Annotated in this window: 6 protein-coding genes; 4 read left to right on the top strand and 2 right to left on the bottom strand. The window is 39.0% G+C overall.

From position 1 onward, the window contains the following. The first annotated feature begins 247 nt into the window (after positions 1–247). The 4 genes from HWQ41_RS04635 (at position 248) to HWQ41_RS04650 (ending at position 4,726) form a co-directional block, all read left to right on the top strand. The gene (locus HWQ41_RS04635; protein WP_292760295.1) at positions 248–2,056 is read left to right on the top strand and encodes an ABC transporter ATP-binding protein; all 1,809 of its coding nucleotides are present in this window, start codon (positions 248–250) and stop codon (positions 2,054–2,056) included. A gap of 158 nt (positions 2,057–2,214) precedes the next feature. Further along, on the top strand, positions 2,215–2,832 hold the full coding sequence (locus HWQ41_RS04640) for a Uma2 family endonuclease (RefSeq protein WP_292760288.1): 618 nt from the start codon (positions 2,215–2,217) through the stop codon (positions 2,830–2,832). A gap of 117 nt (positions 2,833–2,949) precedes the next feature. After that, the gene (locus HWQ41_RS04645; protein WP_292760289.1) at positions 2,950–4,011 is read left to right on the top strand and encodes an AAA family ATPase; all 1,062 of its coding nucleotides are present in this window, start codon (positions 2,950–2,952) and stop codon (positions 4,009–4,011) included. Further along, positions 3,995–4,726 carry a HEPN domain-containing protein gene (locus HWQ41_RS04650; protein WP_292760290.1) on the top strand — a complete coding sequence of 244 codons (732 nt, stop codon included), beginning with the start codon at positions 3,995–3,997 and terminating at the stop codon, positions 4,724–4,726. Before HWQ41_RS04645 ends, HWQ41_RS04650 begins: the two co-directional genes overlap by 17 nt. Positions 4,727–4,775: 49 nt before the next feature. On the opposite strand, the gene HWQ41_RS04655 is transcribed toward HWQ41_RS04650, so the two are convergent. Together HWQ41_RS04655 and HWQ41_RS04660 are read right to left on the bottom strand one after the other, a co-directional pair. Next, positions 4,776–6,128, bottom strand: a complete 1,353-nt coding sequence (locus HWQ41_RS04655; RefSeq protein ID WP_292760291.1) for a hypothetical protein — start codon at positions 6,126–6,128, stop codon at positions 4,776–4,778. A gap of 97 nt (positions 6,129–6,225) precedes the next feature. Next, positions 6,226–6,384 (bottom strand): hypothetical protein, encoded by a 159-nt coding sequence (locus tag HWQ41_RS04660; RefSeq protein WP_292760292.1) that lies wholly within the window; start codon positions 6,382–6,384, stop codon positions 6,226–6,228. Positions 6,385–6,534 lie beyond the last annotated feature (150 nt).

Here is a 6,534-nt window from a genome sequence, read left to right on the forward strand (position 1 = left end):
GCAAGAGGGCTGTTTGTGTAAAGGTTTCCAATATTGCCCAACTTCTTCCCAGCAGATAACCTTCAGCTACCACCCCGACCGGAGGCTAAGGCAACCTAACTATACTAGTTTTTAGGTTTCAACTTCGGGGTTTTCAGCCAACATTCTGATAAAAATGTAAAATTTATAAAGATTAAAAGAGTTAGGAATATCTGCCCAAGCTGGGGTATCTCGCCCAAAAAAAGATGAAAATTAAAAAAAAAGAAATATCCTACGCCAATCACTGACGGTTTTCCGCTACAGTGGACGGGCTGTAAACTTAGTATGGACTACTAGCCGATCGCTGACTATTCTTCTGGCTAGTTTAACAATAGTTGCTGGTCTTTTACCGGCGGCGATATCCTACATTAGTAAATTAATTGTTGATGCAGTGGTATTTGCATCTCAAGTTAATTCACACAGCAATGGTTTTGTCAATATTTATCCCTCTCTGTTGTATGTAGGATTAGAAGCGATCGCTGTAATTTTACTAGCAGGCAGTCAGCGGGGACTGATTATTTGTCAGTCGTTATTGCGGGCGCTAATGGGTCAGCGTGTGAATATACTCATCTTAGAAAAGGCGCTGACACTGGATCTTAGGCAGTTTGAAGACTCAGAATTCTATGACAAATTAACCAATGTCCGACGAGAAGCATCAGTTCGTCCCCTTTCCTTAGTAAACCGCACCTTTGGGTTGGTGCAAAATGCTCTTTCCCTTGTCACTTACGGTATTTTACTAATACATTTCTCAGTTTGGGCGGTGGTGGTACTGATTTTGGCAGCTATGCCTGTATTTATTGCGGAAACGAAATTTGCTGGAGAAGCCTTTCGCTTGTTTAGTTGGCGTGCGCCAGAAACCCGCCAACAGCACTACTTAGAAAATCTGCTAGCCAGAGAAGATTTTGTCACAGAAGTCAAACTCTACCAGCTGGGAGAGATGCTGCTAGGACGTTACCACGACTTGTTTGATCAACTCTATGGCGAAGACCGCGATTTGACTCTAAGGCGAGGATTGTGGGGATATCTCCTGAGTTTAGTCAGTACTGGTGCTTTTTACGTAGCTTACGCTTGGATTGTGCTGGAAACAGTGCTAGGTAAGATTTCTTTAGGAGATATGACACTGTATCTCACCGTTTTTCGTCAAGGACAGTCTACTTTTTCCAATGCCCTCACCTCTATTGGAGGGATGTATGAAGACAACCTATATCTCTCAAATCTCTACGATTTCCTGGAAGAAGAAGTTCCAAAGTCTTGGGGTAAGGCAACCATTGGTTTAAATTCCCAAGATGGTATCCGTTTTGAGAACGTATCATTTACTTATCCGGGAAGTTCCAAGCCAGCATTGAGAAACATTTCGCTACACTTGAAACCCAGAGAGAAACTGGCAATTGTGGGTGAAAACGGTTCCGGTAAGACTACCTTAATCAAACTACTTACCCGACTCTACACGCCGGACTCTGGGCGAATTTTCTTAGATGGCTTGGATTTGCAGGAATGGGATGTGGATGTCTTGCGGCGTCGCATTGGTGTGATTTTTCAGAACTTTGTCCGCTATCAATTCACTGTGGGTGAGAATATTGGCGTGGGCGATGTCGAACATCTGGAAAACAAAACCCGTTGGCAAACTGCTGCCCAAAAAGGCATGGCCCAATCTTTTATTGACCAATTACCCCACAACTTTCAGACTCAGCTTGGTCGTTGGTTTAAGGGAGGACAGGAACTTTCTGGGGGACAGTGGCAGAAAATTGCCCTGTCTCGTGCTTTTATGCGATCGCAAGCAGATATCTTAGTGTTAGATGAACCAACATCGGCAATAGATGCCCAAGCTGAGTTTGAGATTTTCAATCATTTTCGCGCTATTACTCAAAATCAGATGGTACTTTTGATTTCCCATCGCTTCTCGACGGTACGGATGGCTGACAAAATCGTAGTTATAGAAAACGGCGAAGTTATCGAACAGGGAACTCACGAAGAATTGTTACAGCTAGGAGGACGTTATGCCAAGTTGTTTCTGTTACAAGCAGCTGGTTATCAATAGGATGTGAGCTACTTTGTGAATTTAGATAGCGCTCGCTCACCTTGTACAAAACACATAACACCTCTATCCAACCACGTTAAACTGTTCAGTAAACATGGGTGAAATCTCTTTAGTGCCTAGACACTCTGCATCGTTAAACATTGCTACCTGATAAAATTATGCAAATAACACAACAGCGATACTATACCCCAGAGGAATATTTAGAGCTAGAAGAAGCTGCTGACTACAAAAGTGAATACATTGACGGGCAAATAATTTCTATGGCGGGTGGAACAGCAAATCACAATCGTATAGCTGGTAATTTCTATGCTGTGTTAAACTTCGCGTTCAGACAACAAGAATACGAAGTGTTTAATAGCGATATGCGTCTGTGGATACACCAAAAGCGTATCTACACGTATCCAGATGTGACAGTAATAGTCGGTGAACCAGAATTTTTCAACAACCGTACAGATATTATTACAAATCCCCAAGTTATTGTTGAGGTTTTGTCTAAATCTACTAAAAACTACGATCGCGAAAGTAAATTTCAGGCTTACCGAACTATTTCTACCTTCCAAGAATATTTATTAATTGACCAAACTCGGATTCATATAGATCAATTTTCCAAAACTGGGAAAAAGCAATGGGCGCTTCGTGAATATGATCAAGAAGATGAAGCGATCGCACTTGTAACTGTACCATTTGAAATTTCCCTAGAAGATTTATACAACAAGGTAAAGTTTGAGCCTGTTGAGTCAGAAGGCGAAAGTGCTGATGTTGAGGGATTGGGGTAAGAGTGCGTTAAATAAATTGCTGTTCTGTAAGCTTTTTAGAAGCTATATTTAAGTCATACAGGTTCTAAAATAATACCTGTATTCACAAGATTTTAGAAGGTTTAAAAGCAAAATAAGATGGTTCACAAAATTGCCTTGTTCAATCACAAAGGTGGTGTCAGTAAGACCACAACGACTTTTAACTTAGGTTGGATGCTTGCTTCAAAGGGTAAGAGAGTTATTCTTGTAGATACTGATCCTCAATGTAATCTAACAGGAATAGCTCTAAAAGAAGAAACTGAAGATGACGAGGCAAGGATAGAAAATATCTACAATACACATTCAAATATCAAAACTGGCTTGGCTCCTGCTTTTGAGTCACAGCCACGGGCTATTGAAGCTGTAGATTGTATTCCGATAGAAGGACAAGAAGGTTTATTCTTATTACCTGGTCATGTTGGCTTTGCTGAATACGAAGTAACATTAGGTATCGCGCAGGAACTCAGTGGCTCAATTCAGACGCTCAAAAACTTGCCAGGTGCTATTTCTGATCTTTTAGAAAAAACTGCTAATAAATTTAATGCTGACTATATTCTGATTGATATGAGTCCGAGTTTAGGAGCAATCAATCAGAATTTACTGATGACAAGCGACTTTTTCTTAGTGCCTACAACGGCTGATTTTTTCTCTGTAATGGCAATTGATTCTCTGTCTAGAATTTTATCAAAGTGGTGTGCTTGGGCAAGGATGGCAAGCGTAAACCCCATATTAAAGGAAGCCACTTATCCATTCCCAGAATTTAACTTGAAATTTTTAGGAACTATAGTTCAAAACTATAGAATTATTAGGGGTAAAGAAACAGCAGCATTTCAATCATGGATAGAAAAAATTGAGCGAAGAGTTGCTTCTCAACTAGTTCCAATTTTACGTGATAATAATCTGCTATTGCCTAATAATATCTATACCAACCAGGAGATTAATAGTAATTTTACCATGACAAAAATTTCTAACTTTAACAGTTTAATTGCTCTATCACAGGAATACAGTACACCTGTTTATGCGCTAACATCTAAACAGTTAAATCAAAAAGGCAAGGTGTTAGATAATAATCAGGCAAAGCAAGAGGAGTTTAAAAAAACTTTTTCTGACTTAGCAGATAAAATTATTGCACTATCATCCAGTTATGCAGTCAGCGCTTGACCAATTTCGTATTAGTATTCAGCGTGTTCGGGATCTGATTGCTCTTCATACTTCAGTTAAGGCTCAAGCTACTGCTGCTCTGGATCTTTCAGACATTTTACGAGCTGCCCTAGTTCTAACTGTTAGTGCCTTGGATTATTATATCCATGAGGTTGTCACATTGGGTATGCTGGAAATTCATCGAGGACAACGTGCTGAACCAGCATCTTCAGCCTTTTCCCGTTTTCAAGTTTCCTTGGGAAGCGCTCGTGAGGATAGAAGAATAGCCATAGATATCGCCTCTTGGATAGAGACTGACATTCAGCAGGTTTATGGAGCTAACTTTTTACAGCAGTCTTATACTATTTCTGGTTTAATTCCAGCTATATCAAATAGTATTTTGAACAGATTAAATAATACTTCATGGTTAGAAGATGAGATTAGAAAAGGTTTAAGTTATAAAAGCTTTCAGCAGCCTGATAAAATAGCTGATGCAATTAGGCAAATTTCGGATAAACAATTGTGGGATGAGGTTGCTAGTAAAATGAGTAAACCTCCTAAAGATATTAAGCAACAACTTACTTTAATTGTGGATCGCAGAAACAAAATTGCTCATGAAGCAGATATAGATCCTACCCTCAACATAGGTAATCGCTGGTATATTGACGAATCAATGGTTGGTGATACAGTTGATTTTATTGAGCAGGTTGTTGAGAGTATTCATCAAATTTTGTAGCTTTGGGTGGTTCAAGGGATTGGGGTAAAAAGACTTATTACCCCTAAGACTAAAAATCAGTTTTACCCACAAGAAGTTTAGGGGAAGTCTCTAGCTTAAACTCTGCTTGTATAAGATGTGAAATCTTATTAACTCTTTCAGGTAGAGCAAAAGACATAAGAGTATTGAGTGTAGTTTTTTCAATTCCCCCAGTCTTAAATTCTGGATGACCTATCTTCCATAGAATATTAGAAAGTTTTATTGAGGGATGAGAGTGAACGTTAAAAGTTAATCTATCTTGATTTGCAAAACGTATGTACCAATCGTAATCTGCCATAGTATTTAGCTTAATATCTTGGTGTCCACCCAAAAATTCAGTATATTCAATGTTAGGTTTAAATAATTCTCTTAATTCTTGCATTCCATCATCCCAATTCAACTCTTCTGCTGAAAAAATCAATTCCGAATCAACTTGCTTAACTTTTTTCTGAAATTCATACCCTTTGCAAAGACTTCGATTCAAAAAGGCGTACTGGTAGAGTATTTCTGGTATTTCTACTCCAAGGGTATATAAACTGCGTCCTTCACAGAATGCGCGAGCCTCATCACGCAGTTGATTTATTAGTAGACCAATATCTTTAGTAGCAAAACTTGTGTAATCTCCTCCTTTAGCTTCAAAGGCATCAGCTTTTGCTCTGACACTAAAAGCAAGAGCTACCATTAGTGGCAATCTTTCCGGTTTGCCTACTTCAATACGATTAAGTTGAGTTCGCAGCCAAGCTTCTAATTCCTCGGCTCTTTGAATAAGTGGATCTGCTTCTAGTAATTCAGGCACTGTATAGGTAAATCGTTCATAGGTTTTGAGTAGTAGAAAAGTTCGAGTCTGAAACTCATCTCTACGGCTACGAGCTTCTAAATCTTTAACTTCTTCTACAACATTTTGAAAACCTGTACGCATCTCCTCACGGAGAATATTCATTTGCTGTGCTAAGTTACACTGATTACAAACTAATAACTCAAGAGTGCGGTGTTGAACAGTAAGGGCATTTTTAATACTGTTAAAGCAAGTCTGAATTTGTTCATGATTTCTGTCTAATTTATCTGAAAAGACTTGAACTTGTTCATGATTTCTGTCTAACTTATCAACACATGATTGTATCTGCTCTTGATTACGGTCTAATTTCTTTTTGACCTTGTGAAGTTGGGCAGCATTGTAAATGCCTACACCAAGATTGAGTATATTTACCCCCAGATTAGCAATGTTAAACATATCAATAGCTGGTCTAACGGATTGAATTGTCTCTCCACTCGCTCTATAGCGAGTACCCCAAGTACCTGCTTCACCTTCTACTACCTCATATTCTGAAGGATTTCCTCCTTTAAACAGATGTGGTTCTGGTCGCTGAGTAAAAGGATTAACCATAATTGTTTGTCAAAATAGACTTAATCTCAGTATTCCCAGAAATAATCTTGGTGTATCACTCGTTCTCTACAAAAGAGCGATCGCCTAAGTTACACGTCTAGGTTTTACCAGCCTTGCATCCTTTGTCATACTTCTGTCTATATTTGTAAATAGCAGATTTGAGTTTTCCTTTCAGTTCTGGCGGATTTTGCATTACCGACATAAACAAATCTCTGTCACGATCGCATAGCACTAAACTTTTAGATTCTTTTAACATAGTTAATTTGCGCCTTCAACTTAGTTTCTAATGAACAGCGTAGTTATTCTTAGTAGGCAATGTAGACACAATATTTGTTTTGAGCATCACATCCTGTTTTTACTCTCTCTGAAGAGGAATTAAATTGCCAGGGAGGAGATAGCGATCGCC

It is taken from the genome of Nostoc sp. NOS(2021) (assembly GCF_017115025.1).
In the GTDB taxonomy this organism is placed as follows: domain Bacteria; phylum Cyanobacteriota; class Cyanobacteriia; order Cyanobacteriales; family Nostocaceae; genus Nostoc.